Consider the following 17954-nt stretch of genomic DNA (forward strand, 5'->3'; position numbering starts at 1 on the left):
GCGGTTGCGGTTGCCGTCAGTCCCACAGCTGCGACCGTCCCCGGCCGGCCGCCCCGTTCACGCGACGACCGTACGAGGCACCTCGCCGCCCCCGGACCCCCCGCTCTCCACAACCCGTGCCGCCGCGGCCAGTCGGGTCGCGGCCTCGTCCGCCAACGCACCGCCCACCGTGAACGGCAGCCGCACATACCCCTCGAAAGCCCCGTCGACCCCGAACCGTGGCCCTGACGGGACCCGCACGCCCACCCGTTCCCCGACTTCGGCCAGCCTCGACCCGGACAGCCCTCCGGCCCGCACCCACAGCGTCAGCCCGCCCTGCGGCACCTCGAACTCCCACGAGGGCAGCTCCCTGCGCACCGCCGCCACCAACGCGTCCCGGTTCTCCCTGGCCTGCTCCCGCCGCAGGTGCACCGCCTGCTCCCAGCCCCCGGTGGTGAACAGCCAGTTCACGGCGAGTTGCTCCAGGACAGGCGTTCCGAGGTCGGCATAGGCCCGTGCGGCGACCAGGCTGCGGATCACGTCCGGCGCCGCCCGCACCCACCCGATCCGCATCCCCGCCCAGAACGCCTTGCTGGCGGAACCGACGGTGACCACGGTGGACCCGGCCGGGTCGAAGGCGCACACCTGCCGCGGCATCGAGACGTCCTCGTCCAGCCACAGCTCGGTCATCGTCTCGTCCGCCACCAGCACGGTCCCCGCGGACCGCGCCGCCTCCACCAACTGCCTCCGCTGGTCCTCGCCGGCGAGCGCACCGGTCGGGTTGTGGAAGTCGGCGACGACATAGGCGATCCGCGGCGCCGCGTCCCGCAGCACCTGACGCCAGCGGTCCATGTCCCAGCCGGTCAGCCCGTCCGCCATCGCGACGGGCACGAGGCGGGCGCCCGCCTCCCGCATCAGCTGAAGGATGTTGGCGTACGAGGGCGACTCGACGGCGATCCGCTCCCCCCGTCCCCCGAACAGGTGACAGATGGCGTCGATGGCGCCCATCGCCCCCGTCGTGACCATGATCTGCTCCGGCATGGTCGGGATCCCGCGCGCGCTGTACCGCTCGGCGATCATCGCGCGCAGCGCGGGCAGCCCGGCCGGATAGTCGCCGTGCGTGTGGGCGTAGGGCGGCAGTTCCTCCAGGGCGCCCTGGACCGCACGCGTCAGCCACGGCTCGGGGGCGGGCAGCGCCGCGCAGCCCAGGTCGATCACCGAGCCGAGGGCCTCGGGCGGGAGGGGTTCGAGGCCGCGTGCGGGGAGGGGGTTCCCGGCCGGGACCGCCGTCCAGCTGCCCGCGCCGCGCCGGGACCCCAGGAAACCCTCGGCACGCAGAGCCTCGTAGGCCGCCGCGACGGTCGTACGACTGACCGAGAGGGAGAGGGCCAGCTCGCGTTCCGCGGGCAGGCGGGCGGCCACCGGGACCCGTCCTTCCAGGACCAGCAGGCGGATGCCGTCGGCGAGTGCGCGGTAGGCCGGCGGCCGGCGCGTACCGGGGCCCGCCGGGCGGTCCTGCTGGGAGCTGAGCAGCCGGGCGAGCTGCGCGGCACCCACCGCCGAGGTCCACTGCGTCACCGAAATCAGTCCACCTTCCCAGAATTGGCCATGGATGGCATCTCATCCCAAGCCACAGAGTGACATGAGTCAGGCCACTACCACCACAGGGGGACCCACCTTGTCCACGCAGAGCCGTCTCGGGCGACGGTTGATCCAGCTGTACGTGGGACTCGCCCTGTACGGGGTCAGTTCCGCCCTGCTCGTCCAGGCAGGTCTGGGCCTGGAGCCCTGGGGCGTGCTGCACCAGGGACTTGCCGCGCTGACGGGGCTGTCGATCGGTGTCGTGTCGATCATCGTGGGCGCGGCGGTGCTGCTCCTGTGGATCCCGCTGCGCCAGCGGCCGGGCCTCGGCACGGTCTCCAACGTCTTCGTGGTCGGCATCGCCATGGACGGCACCCTCGCGGTGGTCCCACAGGCGCACGGACTCGCCGTACAGATCCCTCTCCTGCTGGCCGGCATCCTGCTCAACGGCGCGGCGACCGGGCTGTACATCGCCGCCGTCTTCGGCCCCGGCCCGCGGGACGGCCTGATGACCGGGCTTCATCGGCGGACGGGCCGTTCGATCCGTCTGATGCGGACTGCGGTCGAAGTGGCCGTCGTGGTCACGGGGTTCGTCCTCGGCGGCACCATCGGCATCGGCACCGTCCTGTACGCGGTGTCCATCGGACCGCTCGCCCAGCGTTTCCTGCGCGTGTTCGCCGTCCCCCCGGCATCCGACGGCAGCACGGTCGTCGCCGGCGGGCAACCGCAGGGAGCGATAATCCGTCCGTGACCTCGCCGATACGCCACCCCTACCTCGACCATCCCGGCCCCATCCCCTTCGCCCACCGGGGCGGGGCGGCGGACGGGCTCGAGAACACCGCGTTCCAGTTCCGGCGGGCGATCGAGGCGGGCTACCGATATCTGGAGACGGACGTCCACGCGACGGCGGACGGCAAGCTGGTCGCCTTCCACGACGCGACGCTGGACCGGGTGACCGACGGCGCGGGCCGGATAGCCGACCTGCGCTGGGCGGTCATAGAACGCGCGCGTGTGGCGGGCAAGGAGCCCGTACCGCTCTTCGAGGAGCTCCTGGAGACCTTCCCCGAAGCGCGCTGGAACGTCGACGTCAAGGCCGAACCCGCTCTCCGGCCACTCCTGGACCTCATCGAGCGCACCGGCGCCTGGGACCGGATCTGTGTCGGCTCTTTCTCGGAGGCACGGGTGATGCGCGCCCAGCGGCTGGCCGGGCCGCGCCTGGCGACGTCGTACGGCACCCGGGGCGTGCTCAACCTGCGGCTGCGCTCATGGGGCGTGCCGGCGACGCTGCGCCGCTCGGCCGTCGCCGCCCAGGTGCCCGAGGCCCAGTCCGGCATCCAGGTGGTCGACCACCGGTTCGTGCGCACCGCCCACGCGCGCGGGCTCCAGGTGCACGTGTGGACCGTCAACGAACCCGATCGCATGCACCGGCTCCTGGACCTGGGAGTCGATGGCATCATGACCGATCACATCGACACACTGCGCAAGGTCATGGAGGACCGGGGCATCTGGGTCTGACCCCCGTCCGGCCCGTCCCTCCCCCGGCCCGCGCACGGCATTCACGGGGAAGCGAGGGCACGGGTGGGCACCGACACCGTGCGGGCGGGCTCGGCGGACGAGGCCACCGAGCGGCGGCGCGAGCAGCGCGGCTGGTACTTCTACGACTGGGCGTGCTCCGTCTACTCGACGAGCGTGCTCACCGTGTTCCTCGGCCCCTATCTGACCTCGGTCGCCAAGAACGCGGCGGACGCGGACGGCTACGTCCATCCGCTGGGGATCCCGGTGCGCGCCGGCTCCTTCTTCGCGTACTCGGTGTCCCTGTCGGTGATCGTCGCCGTGCTGGTGATGCCCCTGGTGGGCGCCGCCGCCGACCGCTCCGGCCGCAAGAAACCCCTGCTGGCCGCTGCCGCGTACACCGGGGCCGCCGCGACGACCGCCATGTTCTTCCTCGGCGGCGAGCGGTATCTCCTCGGCGGGGTCCTGCTGATCGTCGCGAACGCCGCGCAGTCCGTGGCGACCATGCTCTACAACTCCTACCTCCCGCAGATCGCCCCGCCCGAGGAACGCGACGCGGTCTCCTCCAAGGGCTGGGCGTTCGGCTACGCGGCGGGCTCGCTGGTCCTGGTCGGGAATCTCGTCCTCTACACCGGCCACGAGTCCTTCGGCCTCTCCGAAGGCGCGGCGGTCCGCATCTGCCTGGCCTCCGCGGGGCTGTGGTGGGGCGCCTTCGCCGTGGTCCCGCTACGACGGCTGCGGGACCGCCGTGCCACCCCTGAGCGCCCGAAGGAGTCGACCGCCCCCGGCTTCCGGCAGTTGGCGGCCACCGTCCGCGACATGCGCCGCCACCCGCTCACCCTCGCCTTCCTGCTCGCGTACCTCATCTACAACGACGGCATCCAGACCGTGATCTCCCAGGCCTCGATCTACGGCTCCGAGGAGCTGGATCTCGAACAGTCGACCCTCATCACGGCCGTGCTCATGGTCCAGGTGCTGGCGGTGGCGGGGGCGCTCGCGCTCGGGCGACTCGCCCGGGCGTACGGGGCCAAACGCACGATCCTCGGCTCACTGGTCGCCTGGGCGGCGGTCCTCGGGGCCGGATACTTCCTGCCCGCCGGCGCGCCCGGGTGGTTCTTCGTCCTGGCCGCCGGGATCGGGCTCGTGCTCGGCGGCAGTCAGGCCCTGTCCCGCTCCCTGTTCTCGCATCTCGTCCCGCCGGGCAAGGAGGCCGAATACTTCTCGGCATACGAGATGAGCGACCGGGGCATGAGCTGGCTGGGCCCGCTCCTGTTCGGGATCACCTACCAGCTGACGGGAAGTTACCGGGACGCGATCATCTCGTTGGTGGTCTTCTTCGTCATCGGATTCGTGCTGCTCGCACGGGTTCCGGTGGGGCGGGCGATCAACGACGCGGGCAATCCGGTACCGGAAAGGATTTAGCGTTCAACACGAAAGCGCTGTAGTGTACGCGTTTGGCCTGCCAGGCGTACCGTTACTGCGCGTCAAAGATGCCGAACACTGGGTGACATCTACTAGCAGATGTGACAAACCGGGCACTGGTGGGTACAACAAGGGGCGGCTACGACGGCGACGCGTTGCCCGGGACGGGACCCGGAACGGGAATCTTTACCGCCGACCGGACGTTGACCGGATGACGACGACAGCGACACCTGTCCTGTGGGCGACAAGCCCGGGAGGCACGATTCATGAGTGAGCGAGCTCTTCGCGGCACGCGCCTCGTGGTGACCAGCTACGAGACGGACCGCGGCATCGACCTGGCCCCGCGCCAGGCCGTGGAGTACGCATGCGAGAAGGGGCATCGTTTCGAGATGCCCTTCTCGGTCGAGGCGGAGATCCCGCCCGAGTGGGAGTGCAAGGTCTGCGGGGCCCAAGCACTTCTCGTGGACGGCGACGGCCCTGAGGAAAAGAAGGCCAAGCCTGCGCGTACACATTGGGACATGCTGATGGAGCGACGCACCCGAGAGGAACTCGAAGAGGTCCTTGAGGAGCGTCTGGCGGTTCTGCGTTCGGGGGCGATGAACATCGCTGTTCACCCCCGAGACAGCCGCAAGTCGGCCTGAGCGGGACACAGCAGCACATACGAGAAACCGCGGGCGCGGTACGTGATTCACGTACCGCGCCCGCGGTTTTCTGCTGCCCTCTGCCGGCTCAGCGCGTGAGCGGCGGGCGCGACCCCTGCGGGGTGTCGTCGCCCGGCTCGTCCCGGACGATGACCTCGCCCTGGACCACCTTGCCGTCGGGGCGCTGCATACGGGCCTGCTGGAAGGCGTCACCCAGGGTGCCCGGAACAGCCGCGCGCATTTTGCGGTCGAAGGTGCGCTCGGCGTAGCGGCCGACGGCCTTCTGGACGGGCGGGATCAGCAGGAGCAGGCCCACCGCGTCCGAGATCAGGCCCGGGATCATCAGGAGCAGGCCGCCCAGCATCATCAGGCCGTTGCCCCCGCTGCCGGAGCCCGACGGGGTGCCGCCCCGCTGGAGCGCCTCGTTCAGGTTCTGGAAGGCACGGCGGCCGGCCCGCTTGATCACCACCGAGCCGAGGACGAAGCCGGCGATCAGCAGCAGGAACACCGCGAACCCGCTCGCCGCGCCCGCGACCACGGTCAGCAGCCAGATCTCCAGCACCAGCCAGGCGGCGATACCCAGCGGCAGGAAGGTGCGCATACGGGAGCGGCGGGGCCGGGCGGGATACGTGGGGGTCGGAGCGCCTGTCGTCATGCGTCCAGTGTGCCTGGGCGCGGCTCAGCACGGGATAAGGAGACGATCAGCCGGGACTGTGAGGGCGTACGACTAAGGCTGTGCGCGCTTTCCCCGGGCTGTGATCCGGCCGACCCGCTCCCCCACACCCCAGGTGGTGACCCGCCACAGGGCCTCCACCAGGATGTCGCGGCTCATCTTCGAGTCGCCGAGTTCGCGCTCGACGAAGGTGATGGGCACCTCGACGACGTGGTAGCCGGCCTTGACCGCGCGGCGGGCGAGGTCGACCTGGAAGCAGTAGCCCTGGGACGCGACGTCGTCGAGGCCGAGGCCTTCGAGGGTCTCGCGGCGGAAAGCGCGGTAACCGCCGGTGATGTCACGCAGGGGCAGGTCGAGGGCGACGCGGGAGTAGAGGCTGCCGCCGCGGGAGATGATCTCGCGGGACCTGGGCCAGTTCACGACCCGGCCGCCGGGCACCCAGCGGGAGCCGAGGACCAGGTCGGCGCTCTTGAGGGCGGTCAGCAGACGGGACAGTTCCTCGGGCTGGTGGGAGCCGTCGGCGTCCATCTCGACCAGGACGCCGTAACCGTGCTCCAGGCCCCAGCGGAAGCCCGCGAGGTAGGCGGCGCCGAGACCTTCCTTGCCCTTGCGGTGCAGGACCTGGACGTGGTCGTCCCCGACGGCCAGTTCGTCGGCGAGCTTGCCTGTGCCGTCGGGGCTGTTGTCGTCGGCCACGAGGACGTGCGCCTCGGGGACGGCCTTGCGCACCCGGCCGACGATGGCCTTGATGTTCTCCGCCTCGTCATAGGTCGGAATGATCACCAAGGTCGTGCCGAGCGGGCCGAAACGCGTCCCCTGTGCCGTGCGGGTCCCGTCGCCGTCGTTCACTGCTGCCCCTTCGAGTCATTGCGCAGGCGTCCACCATAATGGGCGCGGCCTGCGATGACGTGACAAGGCGTTCGTATGCTGGTGTCGTTTCCACAAGAACGGGGTAAGAGTCCGATTTTCACCCTTGTGGAATCGCGGTCCCTGCTGCGGATGGGGGCCCGGCGCCCTTCGGGCCGACCTGGGGCCCGCTGGCTGCGGGTCGACCGAAAGCCGTTGTCTACTGAGCCCCCGGGCCCCACCCGGGTCACACCTCCCCGGCCGGACGGAACGTTCCCTCGCCGTGGCGCGAGCGCTGAGCCTGGCTCCCAGTGGCGGTGCTCCGGTGCGGTACACCGTCTGACCCAGCGGCGCTGCGACGACTCGATGGAGGTTCCCCGGTCGGGTGTCCGGTGGTGGACCCGGCCGAACCTACCGGCCCCCTGCCGTCGCCTGTCAACACTCCTCCGACCTGCGCATCTACCACCAACGCCCTGGTCAGCGGGGAGGATGCGCAGGTCGCGCGACAGGGGGCGTGCGGCCGATCGGTGCCGCGCCACCCCCGGAGATCACTCGCCCGGCCCTACGAAGACGGTCCGTCCGCCGACCACGGTGCGCAGACAGACGGGCAGGTCGAGCCCCGGCGTCAGGTCCGGAAGACCGGGGGTGCCGGAGCCGGGGTCGGTGGACCAGCGGGCGACCCGGTCGTCGGGGGCCTGCACGATCAGTTCGCCGGTACGCCACACGGCGTAGTCGGCAGGAGCGCCGGGCACCAGGACGCCCGCGTCGTCGCGGCCCACCGCCCGCCAGCCGCCGCGGGTGTGCGCGGTGAAGGCGGCGCGCACGGAGACGCGGTGCTCGGGGGTCCGGTGGAAGGCGGCCGCGCGGACCGTGCCCCACGGGTCGAGGGGGGTGACGGGACTGTCGGAGCCGAAGGCCAGCGGGACACCAGCCCGCAGGAGGGCCGCGAAGGGGTTCAGGCGGCCCGCCCGCTCCCGGCCCAGCCGCTGGGCGTACATGCCGTCCTCGCCGCCCCACAGGGCGTCGAAGGCGGGCTGGACGGAGGCGGTGAGGCCCAGTTCGGCGAAGGCGGCCACGGCCTCGGGGGTGAGCAGCTCGGCGTGTTCGACACGGTGCCGGGCGGCACGGACGCGGGCGAGGCCGAGCTTCTCCGCGGCGGCGCGGACGCCCGCGACGACGGTGGTCACGGCCGCGTCGCCGATCGCGTGGAAGCCGGCCTGGAGGCCCGCCTCGGTGCAGGCGGTGACGTGGGCGGCCACGGCGGCGTCGTCCAGGTAGGCGAGCCCGGTGTGGTCGGCGTCGGTGTACGGCTCGTGCAGGCACGCGGTGTGCGAGCCGAGGGCGCCGTCCACGAAGAGGTCTCCGGCTGCGCCGACCGCGCCGAGTCGCCGGGCCTTGTCGACGTCCTGCTCCGCCCAGTACCCGACGACCCTGGGGCCGGTCCCCTCGGCGGCCAGCCGCAGCAGACCCGTGAAGTCGTCCTCGGAGGAGATCTCGGGCCCGGCGCACTCGTGCACGGTGCCGATGCCCAGGGAGGCGGCGTGGGCCAGGGCGGCACGCTGGGCCTCGACGCGCTGGGCGGGTGTGACGGAGCCGAGGGCGGTGGCGCGGACGGCGTGGTGGGCGTCGGCGGTGAGGGGGCCGTCGAGGAGCCCCAGGGAGGTCATGTCGAGCAGTGCCGTCGTCACGACCGCCGAGTGGACGTCGATCCGGCTCAGATACAGCGGGCGGCCGCCCGTCGCCTCGTCGAGCTCCACGCGCGTGGGCGGGCGGCCGCCGGGCCAGCGGGCGGCGTCCCACCCGTGCCCGAGCAGGACGCGGTCGCCGGGACGCGCGGTCGCGAAGTCCCGTACGAGGCTCAGGGCCGCGTCCAGGGAGGGGGCGCCGGAGAGGTCGAGGCCGGTCAGGGCGAGGCCCGTGGCGGTGGTGTGGACGTGGGCGTCGGTGAACGCGGGGGTGACCAGGGCGCCGTCCAGGTCGACGATCTCGTCGACGCCGTCCGCGAAGGCGTCCGCGGCACCTTCCGACCCCACCCAGGCGACTTGGCCTCGCTCCACGACCATCGCGGTCGCGAACGGGTCGGCGGGGCTGTGGACCTCGCCGCGGCGCAGGAGGACGGTCTTCGGTTCACTCATGGGGACAGTTTCGCAGGGAGCCCGGCGCCCCCGGGGGTGCGGGTGCACGGCCGGACTCCGCTTCGTCGCGGCTGGTCGCGGCCCTTTGGCGCAGGCTCGTTCAGATGCGCGGTGGCCGCGCCTCGTACGGGGTCGACAGGACCACCGTGGTCCGCGTCGACACCCCCGCGAGTGACCTCAGGCGAGCCAGCAGCTCCTCCAGCTCGTGCGGGGTCGACACCCGCACCTTGAGGATGTAGTTCTCGTCGCCCGCGACGCTGTGGCAGGCCTCGATCTCGGGTACGCCCGCCAGCCGGTCCGCGATGTCGTCCGGGGCACTGGGGTCGAACGGTTTCACCGAGATGAAGGCTGTCATGGGCAGGCCCACCGCCCCTGGGTCGACCACCGCGGCGTACCCGCGGATCACACCACGCTGCTCGAGCCGTCGCACCCGCTGGTGCACGGCCGACGTGGACAGGCCCGTGGCCTTGCCCAGGTCCGTGTAACTCATCCGCCCGTCCTTGACGAGCAGCTGCACGATTTGTCGGTCCAGCTCCTCCATGGCGCAAGAACCTACAGTGCGTCTGATCTCCACCGATACCTGAGCGGCCCAGGTCATGCCCGGTTCGTGATGTGACCGGGGGTCTCCTGGCTGCCGTCCGAGGGACAAAGCGAACGCGGCGGGCATCTGCAATCGGCATGTGACGAAGGCCACACCCCTGCGCGGGCCCCGGTGATGGTCTCGTGATTACGTCCGTGACGGGACGGGAAGTGCTTGCTGTGGTCGAGGCCGCAGTGCCGTCACGGCCCAGCCCTAGGGGGAGAACCCATGCAGAGTGTTAAGCGTCCTGGACGTACCGCGCCCAAGCGACTCCAGGCGGTTGTCGAGCTCGAACCGGAGGGCTTCGAGACCGACGCCCTCGACGACGAGGAGTTCGACGCGTACGACACCTTCGAGATGTACCGGGTGATCTGCCCGGACTGCGTGCAGCCCATCGCCCTGCTGGCGGACGAGGAGAAGCTGCCGGAGCACGCGCTGTGCGCTTCGCCGTGGAACCCGTTCGGTCTGACGGTCTGCACCGGCACGGGCCGCACGGCCTCCGAGGCCCGGTCGGCGGACGAGTCGGCGGAGCTTCAGGAGCAGGACACTGCGCTGCTGTTGACGCTCCCTCAGGGACTCGACTGGCGGACCCAGCCCTTCTCGCACGTCGGTGGCCGGGGCTCGCGCCCCGTGCCGGTGATACGGCGTCAGGCCGCCTGAGCCGCTTCGCTCAGTCCCAGTAGCTGCCCTGCACCATGGCTCGCAGGCTGCCGTGGTGCAGGATCAGTGTGTCCGGGTCCGCCGGTACGGCCACCTCGCCGAAGTGGGCCTGGCGGTAGGCGACGCGCAGCATGACGATCGCGTGCCGCAGTGCGGCGTAGAGCGTGAAGAAGTCCATGTCGTGCGGTGTGTGGCCGGTGAGGTCGGCGTACCGGGCCTCGATCCGGTCGCGACGCAGGAAGTCCGGCAGTCCGCGCTGGCCGAAGGCGACCGTCAGGTCCTGGAAGAAGCGGTGCAGATAGACGGTCCAGCCGAGGTCGACCTCGCGCGGGGCCGGGGCCGCCATCTCCCAGTCCAGTACGGCCACCGGGTCGAAGCCGTCGTAGATCACGTTGCCGATGCGCGCGTCGCCCCAGTTGAGGACGGGAGCGCCGGGAGCGCGCGGCCAGAGTTCCTCCAGCCGGTCGAAGGCCTGCTCGATGAGCGGTGAGCGGGCGAGTCCGTCGACCACCCAGTCGTAGTAGGCGTGTTGGGCGGTGACGTGACGGCGCAGCGTGTCGCCGTCGCCGGGCAGTGCCAGGAACTCTGCTTCCGCTGGCGGGACTTGGTCGTGCAGGCGGGCCAACAGCCCGACCGTGGCCGCCTCCAGGTGCTCGCGCTCGGCGTCGCTCGCGGAGTGCAACCAGTTGCCCTCGTAGGTGTAGGGCATGACGTCCGGCGGCACTCGCCCCGCCACGCGTTCCATGACGAAAAAGGCCGCGCCGAGCGGGCCCGGGTCCTCTTCCAGCCACTGCACCCTCGGCACCGGCACATCCGAGAAGCGGGCCACGGTCTGCATCGTGCGGTACTGGCGGGGCATGTCGTACACCGGGAAGACCGTGTACGCCGACGGGTCCGCGGCGAGCCGCAACGCGCAGGCCCGCAGCGGCGGTTCGGGGTGCTCGATGTCGAAGAGCAGGGTCTCGCTGGACAGGCCGTTCGTGGCCGGGACGGTGACGTCGACGGCCTTTGCCCCGGGCAGCCGGGCGGCGAGCCAGGCGGTGAGGCGGTGGGTGAGCTCCTCGGGGTCGCGGGTGGTGGTGCGGGGGCGGGGTGCCGTGGCCATGGGGTCAACTCCCTTGTGTGGAGCTCCGGGTGGCCGACGCCCGGTGCGGGGCTTCACGGGGTCGGCCCGCCGTGCGGAGGTCCGTGCGGTCAACGCCCTTATGGAGCAACCGAGTCGAAGCCGGTGAAGCCGCTCGGGTCGTGCCGGCCGAACGAACCGTGTTCGAAGATGCCGTGGCCGGTCCGGCCGTCCAGCCGGAAGCGGGCGGCGTGGTCGGTGACGCCGTACCCGGCCAGGGGGTGCGGCTCGGTGAGGTCGTAGGTACGGCGGTCGGTCCAGTCGCGGCCCTGCCAGGTGCCGTGCTGCCAGTCGTCGGCGGGCGGATAGCCGGCGCCGAGCGCGAGCGGCGAGGAGGTGAGGACCTCCATCTCCAGCTCCATGGGTTTGCGGATGTCGCCGAGGCGCACGAGGGCGCGTTCGGGGTGACGGGTTCCGGAGCGGTAGGTGATCTCGGGCTGGGGCCAGCCGAGTTGGCGGTCGCGGTGGCCGGGACGGACGAGGGTCGCGTCGTTGAGAGAGCGGTGGCCGTCGGCGTCCTCCTGGACGATCACCATGAGGAAGCGGTCCCCGAGGTGCACCGGGCTCCAGAGCCAGTGGAAGCCCTCGGTCGGATGGTCCTCGGCGAGTCGGCCGCCGTCCTCGCCGGGGACCGTGCGCACGCCCCAGCTGCGGTCGCGGGTTCCGGTCCAGCGATCGGGGGTCAGCTGGATCTCCTCCCCGCCGACGCGCAGCACGCCGTGACAACGGCCCGCCTGAACGAACCGTTTCCCCTCCAGGGTGAGGCGCCCGCCGCGCCGCTGCTGGTGGTGCGGTTCCCACAGCGGCGGGAAGCCCGCCGACCACCTGATCATGAACGACAGTCCGTCCGGATCGTCGGGGTCCGGATCACACTCCAGGACGAACTCGCGGAGCGGCTGCAGCACACCGACGGACACGGGACCGACGTGCAGCCGCATCCGGTCGTCGCCGAGCGCGTCCGAGGCGCGCACCGCGTGCAGGGTGTCGCCGAGGCGCAGAGTCGCGTAGGCGTCGATCACCCCGAGGTTGGGGTACACCCCGAGCCCGATGATGAGCAGGGCGCTCCCCTCGTCGTCGATGACGTGGAAGATGCAGCGGTCGTAGGCGTTGCGGTCCCCCGTGGCCACATGCTTCATGGACAGGGGAACCTGGTGCACGGGGTACTCGTCGAGCGGCACGGGGCGGTCGTCGGCCACCTCAACCTCCCTGTCAGGCAACGTCGCTGACGGTACGTCAGCCGACTGACGGAGGCCAGATGCACGGCCGTGAACGCACGCTCGATTCCCGGAACCGGTGACCCCGCCGCGGGCCGCCGCGTTGCCCCGGTATGACCTCCGCATACGCGCCGTTCGCAGAATCGGTTGCGCTGATTCCGCTCCCCGCGCCGCCGGCCCCGCCACCACCACCGCAGGACCCGCCCATCTACCGCGACCTGCTGCACACCTGGGCCAGCGGCGGCCGCACCCTGCCGGGGCGCCATGATCCGGAGTGGGTCCGGCTCGCGGCGCCGCAGGTCAGGCCCGGTCAGTTCAGCGCGTCTCCGGACCCGCTAGGTGCCGGGCGATGACCATCCGCTGGATCTGATTGGTGCCCTCGACGATCTGGAGGACCTTGGCCTCGCGCATGTACCGCTCGGCCGGGAAGTCAGCGGTGTAGCCATAGCCGCCGAGGACCTGGACGGCGTCGGTGGTGACCTTCATCGCGGTGTCGGTGCAGTGCAGTTTGGCCATGGCCGCCTGCTTGGCGAACGGCCGCCCGGCGTCGCGCAGCCGTGCCGCCGCGAGGTACAGCGCCCGGCCCGCCTCGATCTGGGTCGCCATGTCGGCGAGCATGAAGCGCAACCCCTGGAAGTCGGCGATCGGCCGCCCGAACTGCCGCCGCCCGGTCGCGTAGCCGACCGCCTCGTCGAGGGCCGCCTGGGCCACCCCGATCGCGCACGCGGCGATACCGAGCCGCCCCGAGTCCAGCGCGGACAGGGCGATCGCGAAGCCCTGCCCCTCCTCGCCGATGCGCCGCTCGTCCGGTACGCGCACCCCGTCGAAGTGGACCTGGGCGGTCGGCGAGCCCTTCATGCCCATCTTCCTCTCCGGCACCGCGGCGCTCAGCCCCTCCGCGTCGGCGCGGACCAGGAACGCGGTGATCCCGCGCGGGCCCTCCTCGCCGGTGCGTGCCATGACGGTGTAGAAGTCGGCGACTCCGCCGTGGGTGATCCAGGCCTTGGTGCCGGTGACGACCCAGTCGCCGCCGTCCCGGACGGCCCTGGTGCGCAGCGAGGCCGCGTCCGAGCCGGAGGACGGCTCGGACAGACAGTAGGCGCCGAGGAGTCCGCCGCCGAGCATCGCGGGCAGATGCTCGGCCTGCTGCGCCTTGGTGCCGTAGGTGGCGAGGGCGTAGGAGGCGAGGGTGTGCACGCTGACGCCGAGGCCGACGGTCAGGCGGGCGGCGGCGAGTTCTTCGAGGACCTGGAGGTAGACCTCGTACGGCTGGTCGGCGCCGCCGTTTTCGGAGTCGTACGGCAGGCCGAGCAGGCCGGTCCTGGACAGCAGGGTGAAGACCTCGCGCGGGAAGTGCCCGGCGTCCTCCTCCTCGGCCGCCTTCGGGGCGATCTCTCGCTGCGCGATGTCGCGGACGAGCGAGATCAGGTCCCGGGCCTCGTCCGTGGGCAGATGCCGGTCCACTGGCTGCGGGGCGCGGTCGGGCATGGGGACGCTCTCCTCCTGTAGGGGGCTGACGGACGCACGCCGTGGGGTGGGGCGGCTCCGCCGGGTCTCACCGGCGCCGGTCGCTGCTCGCGTCTCCCGGGTCTCGGAAGCTGCTGACCAGCGGCTGCGCCCTGTGAGTATGCCCGACAAGGGGGACCAGGTCACCGGTTAACGACCGCTTACTTCAAGGCGGCCCGGCCCGCCGGCAACGGAACCGGCAACGACCTCGGATTGGTCCGAACCATTGACGCGGTGGTCTAGTCCTCCTACTGTTCCGGCAACGCTTTACCGCGTTCATGCCAATCGCAGGCGATCCCCTCTCCCCCACGAGGAGACACCCATGCACCTTCCCCGCCACGCCCGCTTCCGGGCCCTGATCTCGGCCGCGTGCTGCGCGGTCCTCGGCGCGGGCCTGCTGGCCGGCGCGAGCACCGCGACCGCCGCCGCCCCCGAGGCGACACCGAGGGCCGCCGGCTCCAAAGTCGTCGGCTACTTCACCGAATGGGGCACCTACGACCGCAAGTACTACGTCAAGAACGTCGAGACCTCCGGCTCGGCGGCGAAACTGACCCACATCAACTACGCGTTCGGCAACGTCACCGGCGGCAAGTGCGCGATGGGCGACGCCTACGCGGCGACCGACCGCACCTACACCGGGGCCGAGTCCGTGGACGGCGTCGCCGACACCTGGGACCAGCCGCTGCGCGGCAACTTCAACCAGCTGCGCGAGCTGAAGAAGAAACACCCCGGCCTCAAGGTCCTCTGGTCCTTCGGCGGCTGGACCTGGTCGAGCGGTTTCGGTGAGGCCGCCCGCAACCCCGCCGCGTTCGCACAGTCCTGCTACGACCTGGTCGAGAACTCCAAGTGGGCCGACGTCTTCGACGGCATCGACATCGACTGGGAGTACCCGAACGCGTGCGGCAACACCTGTGACACCAGCGGCAGGGAGGCGTTCAAGAACCTGATGGCGGCGCTGCGTTCGAAGTTCGGAAGCAGCACGCTGGTCACCGCAGCGATCACCGCTGACGCCACGTCCGGCGGCAAGATCGACGCGGCGGACTACGCGGGCGCGGCACAGTACGTCAACTGGTACAACCCGATGACGTACGACTTCTTCGGAGCCTGGGACGCGTCCGGACCCACGGCCCCGCACTCGCCGCTGACCTCCTACTCCGGCATCCCGAAGGCGGGCTTCCACACCTCGGCCACCATCGCCAAGCTCAGGGGACTCGGCATACCGGCCTCGAAACTGCTGCTCGGCATCGGCTTCTACGGCCGTGGCTGGACGGGCGTGACCCAGTCGGCGCCGGGCGGCGCGGCCACCGGCCCGGCGGCGGGCACGTACGAGCAGGGCATCGACGACTACAAGGTGCTCAAGTCCAAGTGCCCGGCGACGGGAACGGTGGGCGGCACTGCCTACGCCAAGTGCGGGAACCAGTGGTGGAGTTACGACACCCCCGCGACCATCGCCACGAAGATGACGTACAAGAACCAGCAGGGCTTGGGCGGCACCTTCTTCTGGGAGCTGAGCGGGGACACCTCGGGCGGCGAGCTGATCCGGGCGATCAACTGACCTGTCCGGCACCGGACTCGGGGCGGGGGACCACGAGCCTCCGCCCCGACTCGTCGGCCGTCAGCCCTCGCGGCGGGCCGGCGGCGGAGTCGGGTAGGCGGGGTCCATCTCCGCGATGGCGCGCATCGAGCCGCCGAGCGACTTCACCAGGAGGTCGCACATCGTGTCCCGGGAGAGCTGGGGAGGGCCGTCGATCCAGTCGAGGGTCGCGCCCTCGACGCTGCACACCCACGCGAGCAGGCCCATCCGGGCCAGCGGGGAGACGTCGGTGCGGCCGTAGGCGCCTTGGGCGATGGTCGCGACGATCGCCTCGCGCACCCCGTCCCGGATGGCGTGCACCTCGGCGTCGAAACCGACGCCCCCGCTGACGACGGTGCGGTAGGCGGCCTGGTTGTGCTCGGCGTAGCGCAGATAGCTGTCCAGCGTGCGGTGGACGCGGTCCACCTGCCCCAGTTCGAGACCGCTCGCCGCGTAGGTGACCAGGTCCGCGACGGAGTCCTGGATGATCGCCAGGTAGTAGCCGCGCTTGGACTGGAAGTAGTAGTAGATCAGCCCCTTGGCGACGTGCGCCTGGCGGGCGATGTCGTCCATGGAGAGCGCGTCGTAGGAGGTGTCCGCGAACAACTTCCGCCCGATGGAGATGAGTTCGGCACGGCGCGCGACCGAGCGCTCGGTGCCGCGAGCCCGCGGCCGGGCGGCTTCACGCTGCTCACTGATGTTCAATATCGACCTGGTCTCGGGCTGGCGGCAGGACATCCGCAGTATGTCAGGTCACCAATTGCATCAGGTCACAGCAGGCCGAGCTGCGTGACGAGCATCGCGATCACCGCGACGAGGGTCCAGCCCGCGACATGTTCGAGGATCCTCGGGCCGCTGTCCTGGGGGCTGCCGGTACGGGCGCGGGCGGTGGTGGCGGAGTGTGCGGTCATGGCGTCTCACTGCTCTCGGATGGCCGTCGGAACGGCTGGACGGGCTGGACGGTCTCCCCCACCGATCCGTCCACCTTGCCACCGACATGGGCCTCTGCGGCCGAGAGCTTGGTCACAGCGAACGGCCCCCGGCGGGTGCCGGGGGCCGCTGCGGGCCTGCTCAGCGCACGCCCACCGCCGCGAGCGCCTTGCGCTGGCGCGCGGTCGGACAGGCCGGGAAGTACAGGTAGCAGACGCCGCCGGTGCCGGAGACGACCTTGCCGGTGGCGTTGTACCGCTTGGTCCTGAGCCAGATGTTCTCCCACTCACGCCGCTTGTAGACGCGCCGCACCGCCGCGTCGCTGGGCGAGGCCGGGTCGTTCGCGATCACATCGCCCTCGGCGGTGAAGCCGATGACGGTCATCAGATGGCCGGAGGTGCCGTAACCCGCCCCCGTGAGCTCCTCCTTGAGGAACGACTGGGACGTTATGGCCGGGATTCCGGCGGCGATCAGCGTCTCCAGGTCGGTGAGCGAGCCGAGCCGGGTCACCACGCCCTGGAGGTCGTCGTAGGTGGCCGCGTAGGCCGCGTTGAACGGCCAGTTGCCGCAGCCCGCGTACTGGTAGTCGTAGGTGTACCGGGCCGCGTGGCAGACCTGCGGATCGGCGTACGACGGGTCGACCCAGGCCAGTTGTTCCGCGGTGAGGCGGCCGCCCCAGTACTCGATGATCATCTGCGAGGAGGTCGGACTGCACCAGGCCTCGCCGCCGTTGTCGTACTCCGGGTACTGGCCCTTGTGGATCTCCTGCGAGTAGCGCGGGACGATCAGCTCACGGGCGACGCCGGGTGCGGAGGCGGGGACGGTGAACCGGTCGGGGACGTCCGAGCCCATCGCGCCCAGCCGCCACACGGTCGGCGTGGCCTTCGTGCCCGGCTTGCGGTAGAGCGTCAGCCGCAGCCGGTACGAGGCCAGGCGCAGTCCGGTGGCCGGGTCGTCGATCGCGAAGGTGTCCGTCCAGACCGTGCTTTTGCCGTCGGTCTGGTCGTCGACCGAGGTCCGCTTGATGTCGCCGTCACCGGCGGCCCAGCGGCCCATCACGTACCAGGGGGTGACCGTGCCGTCGGAGTACGTCCCCTCCAGCTCGATCTGGATCCAGGTGCCGGCCGGGGTGTGGGCGTTCCAGGAGGCGATCACCTCGGTCGAGGGCACGGCGAGCCGGCGGACCGGGGAGGTCCAGGTCGCGTACTCCCAGGTGGCGGTGGTTCCGGTGTGCGGGTCGGTGTAGTCGGTGGTGCCGGCGGGGGCGCCGATCACGACACCGGGTCGTCTGCCGGGGACGGCACGGGTGCCGCTGCCCGTGCCGCCGTGCCAGTCGCTGTACGTGGTCCAGGCATGGTTGTCGACGGGGCGGGTGTCCCGGTCGGGTTCCGCGTCGGTCGCGTTGCCCGCGGCGGCCGCGGCGGCCGCGGGGCCCACGCTGCCGGCCACCGCGGCGGCGACCGCGACGGCCAGAACGGTTCTGCGGGACGGCTGTTGGGCTTGGCTCATGAGTGGAAAGACCCCCGGTGTGCGAATCGGACAGACTGTGCACGGTCGTGCGCCAACTATGGAGGAGGGG

General features: G+C 71.3%; 17 protein-coding genes. 6 read left to right on the forward strand and 11 right to left on the reverse strand.

Annotated features, from left to right (window positions below; genetic code table 11):
* Positions 1-57 precede the first annotated feature (57 nt).
* Positions 58-1557 carry an SCO1417 family MocR-like transcription factor gene (locus OHT57_RS08930; RefSeq protein ID WP_328745535.1) on the reverse strand — a complete coding sequence of 500 codons (1500 nt, stop codon included), beginning with the start codon at positions 1555-1557 and terminating at the stop codon, positions 58-60.
* Between the two features lie 64 nt (positions 1558-1621).
* Here OHT57_RS08930 and yczE point away from each other — a divergent pair, with 64 nt between their 5' ends.
* From yczE to OHT57_RS08950, 4 genes are all read left to right on the forward strand, one after another.
* Positions 1622-2311: a membrane protein YczE gene (gene yczE, locus OHT57_RS08935; RefSeq protein WP_328745536.1), complete on the forward strand. Its 690-nt coding sequence runs from the start codon at positions 1622-1624 to the stop codon at positions 2309-2311.
* Positions 2308-3075: a glycerophosphodiester phosphodiesterase gene (locus OHT57_RS08940; RefSeq protein ID WP_328745537.1), complete on the forward strand. Its 768-nt coding sequence runs from the start codon at positions 2308-2310 to the stop codon at positions 3073-3075. The genes yczE and OHT57_RS08940 overlap by 4 nt, the downstream gene beginning before the upstream one ends.
* A 63-nt stretch (positions 3076-3138) precedes the next feature.
* A complete protein-coding gene (locus OHT57_RS08945; RefSeq protein WP_328745538.1) occupies positions 3139-4494 on the forward strand; it encodes an MFS transporter in 1356 nt (451 codons plus the stop codon).
* Between the two features lie 266 nt (positions 4495-4760).
* Entirely contained in the window at positions 4761-5135 is a 375-nt protein-coding gene (locus OHT57_RS08950; protein WP_003977404.1) for an RNA polymerase-binding protein RbpA, read from the forward strand.
* 88 nt (positions 5136-5223) lie between these two features.
* Here OHT57_RS08950 and fxsA read toward each other — a convergent pair whose 3' ends face one another.
* The 4 genes from fxsA to OHT57_RS08970 form a co-directional block, all read right to left on the reverse strand.
* The gene (fxsA, locus tag OHT57_RS08955; protein WP_328745539.1) at positions 5224-5790 is read right to left on the reverse strand and encodes an FxsA family membrane protein; all 567 of its coding nucleotides are present in this window, start codon (positions 5788-5790) and stop codon (positions 5224-5226) included.
* Between the two features lie 72 nt (positions 5791-5862).
* Positions 5863-6657: a polyprenol monophosphomannose synthase gene (locus OHT57_RS08960; protein ID WP_328745540.1), complete on the reverse strand. Its 795-nt coding sequence runs from the start codon at positions 6655-6657 to the stop codon at positions 5863-5865.
* A gap of 545 nt (positions 6658-7202) precedes the next feature.
* Complete coding sequence (locus tag OHT57_RS08965; RefSeq protein WP_328745541.1) at positions 7203-8789, reverse strand: amidohydrolase; 1587 nt, start codon at positions 8787-8789, stop codon at positions 7203-7205.
* Positions 8790-8889: 100 nt separating this feature from the next.
* Positions 8890-9330: an Lrp/AsnC family transcriptional regulator gene (locus tag OHT57_RS08970; protein ID WP_328745542.1), complete on the reverse strand. Its 441-nt coding sequence runs from the start codon at positions 9328-9330 to the stop codon at positions 8890-8892.
* Between the two features lie 267 nt (positions 9331-9597).
* On the opposite strand from OHT57_RS08970, the gene OHT57_RS08975 reads away from it, so the two are divergent.
* Positions 9598-10029 carry a hypothetical protein gene (locus OHT57_RS08975; protein ID WP_328745543.1) on the forward strand — a complete coding sequence of 144 codons (432 nt, stop codon included), beginning with the start codon at positions 9598-9600 and terminating at the stop codon, positions 10027-10029.
* 10 nt (positions 10030-10039) lie between these two features.
* Here OHT57_RS08975 and OHT57_RS08980 read toward each other — a convergent pair whose 3' ends face one another.
* The 3 genes from OHT57_RS08980 to OHT57_RS08995 all read right to left on the reverse strand — a co-directional run bounded on the left by OHT57_RS08980 (position 10040) and on the right by OHT57_RS08995 (position 13854).
* A complete protein-coding gene (locus OHT57_RS08980) occupies positions 10040-11134 on the reverse strand; it encodes a phosphotransferase family protein (protein ID WP_328745544.1) in 1095 nt (364 codons plus the stop codon).
* A 98-nt stretch (positions 11135-11232) separates the two neighbouring features.
* Entirely contained in the window at positions 11233-12348 is a 1116-nt protein-coding gene (locus tag OHT57_RS08985) for a hypothetical protein (protein WP_328745545.1), read from the reverse strand.
* A gap of 333 nt (positions 12349-12681) precedes the next feature.
* Positions 12682-13854 (reverse strand): acyl-CoA dehydrogenase, encoded by a 1173-nt coding sequence (locus OHT57_RS08995; protein ID WP_328745547.1) that lies wholly within the window; start codon positions 13852-13854, stop codon positions 12682-12684.
* Between the two features lie 340 nt (positions 13855-14194).
* On the opposite strand from OHT57_RS08995, the gene OHT57_RS09000 reads away from it, so the two are divergent.
* Entirely contained in the window at positions 14195-15427 is a 1233-nt protein-coding gene (locus OHT57_RS09000; protein WP_328745548.1) for a glycoside hydrolase family 18 protein, read from the forward strand.
* A 60-nt stretch (positions 15428-15487) separates the two neighbouring features.
* Here the strand turns inward: OHT57_RS09000 and OHT57_RS09005 are convergent, their stop codons facing one another.
* From OHT57_RS09005 to OHT57_RS09015, 3 genes are all read right to left on the reverse strand, one after another.
* On the reverse strand, positions 15488-16150 hold the full coding sequence (locus tag OHT57_RS09005) for a TetR/AcrR family transcriptional regulator (protein ID WP_328753154.1): 663 nt from the start codon (positions 16148-16150) through the stop codon (positions 15488-15490).
* 65 nt (positions 16151-16215) lie between these two features.
* On the reverse strand, positions 16216-16356 hold the full coding sequence (locus OHT57_RS09010; RefSeq protein WP_328745549.1) for an SCO1431 family membrane protein: 141 nt from the start codon (positions 16354-16356) through the stop codon (positions 16216-16218).
* A 160-nt stretch (positions 16357-16516) separates the two neighbouring features.
* Positions 16517-17884: a peptidase C39 family protein gene (locus OHT57_RS09015; protein WP_328745550.1), complete on the reverse strand. Its 1368-nt coding sequence runs from the start codon at positions 17882-17884 to the stop codon at positions 16517-16519.
* Positions 17885-17954 lie beyond the last annotated feature (70 nt).

The organism is Streptomyces sp. NBC_00285 (genome assembly GCF_036174265.1).
In the GTDB taxonomy this organism is placed as follows: domain Bacteria; phylum Actinomycetota; class Actinomycetes; order Streptomycetales; family Streptomycetaceae; genus Streptomyces.